The 1,181-nt window shown below is 70.0% G+C and carries 1 protein-coding gene; it reads left to right on the plus strand.

Annotated features, from left to right (window positions below):
• Positions 1–133 precede the first annotated feature (133 nt).
• A partial coding sequence (locus DWZ01_RS10555) for an IS110 family transposase (protein WP_199412437.1) occupies positions 134–1,181 on the plus strand: 1,048 nt, incomplete at its 3' end.

Consider the following 1,181-nt stretch of genomic DNA (forward strand, 5'->3'; position numbering starts at 1 on the left):
GACAGACACTATGACCCAATCCGAGGGCACTAAAAAGATAGGAGCCCCCGCTCGTGACCGCGGGTCGGGGCTGCGACAATGATGTTGAAGTGCCATAGGCGCAGCCGCGCCGCAACGAGGTTGGGAGGCTCCCATGCCAAAGCATTCTACCGCGTTCGGGATGGACGTCCACCTGAGGTCGACCACCGTCTGCGCCCTCGACGCGGACACCGGCGAGGCCGTGACGAGGAGGTTCCCCGGCAACCCCTGGGGCGAGATCGCCGGGTGGATGGATGGGTTCCCCGGGCCGTCGCTCGCGGCCTACGAGAGCGGCTACCTCGGCTTCGCCCCGCAAAGGGAGCTCGCCGGGCTCGGCGTCGAGTGCGTCGTCGCCGCGGTCTCGAAGATCCCCAGGTCGGCCGCCGACTCGGCCTCCAAGAACGACAGGAACGACGCCGCCAGGATGGCCAAGGCGATACTCGCCCACGACATCTCCCCCGTATGGATCCCCTCCCCCGAGGTCGAAGGCATCAGGGACCTCGCCGGCGCCTACGACGGGGCGACCGCGCGCCTGGCGACCGCCAAGCAGCGGCTGCTCGCCTTCCTCGCAAGGCGAGGGTTCGTCTACGGCGGCACCACGCCCGCCGGCAACCCGAGGAAGTACTGGACCTACGACTTCCTGAGGTGGCTCGACAAGGTCAGGCCGGAGGACGATGGCGGGGTTCGGACGCTCGCCGCCCTGAGGAACGAGGTCGAGGCCGCGGCGGAGGCCCGGGCGGACCTGCTCTCCGAGTACGGGGCCGCCGTGGATGCCAGCCCGATCGCCGCGGAGGTGGCCGCCCTCCAGTCGATCAAGGGCTGCGCCTTCGCGCTGGCCGCGGCCTTCTCGGCCGAGGTCGGCGACTTCACGAGGTTCCGTTCCGGAAGGCAGGTCACGGCCTATTTCGGCCTCGCGCCGAGTCAGAGGTCGAGTGGCGACTCCGTGCGGCTCGGAGGCATCAGCGGTGCGGGCAACGCGCTCGTGAGGAAGCTGGCCGTTGAGGGTTCATGGTGCTACGCCGCGGCACGGCACCAGCCGAAGCTCATGCCGAGGGACACGGGCGTGCCCCTCGAGATAAGGATGCACGGGAGGAAGGGGTCCGAGCGGCTCCTGCGGCGGCGCGAGGAGATGCTCGCCCGCGGCGTGCCCGCGGCGAAGGCCA

The sequence above is a fragment of the Collinsella sp. AF28-5AC genome (assembly GCF_003457875.1).
Lineage (GTDB): Bacteria > Actinomycetota > Coriobacteriia > Coriobacteriales > Coriobacteriaceae > Collinsella.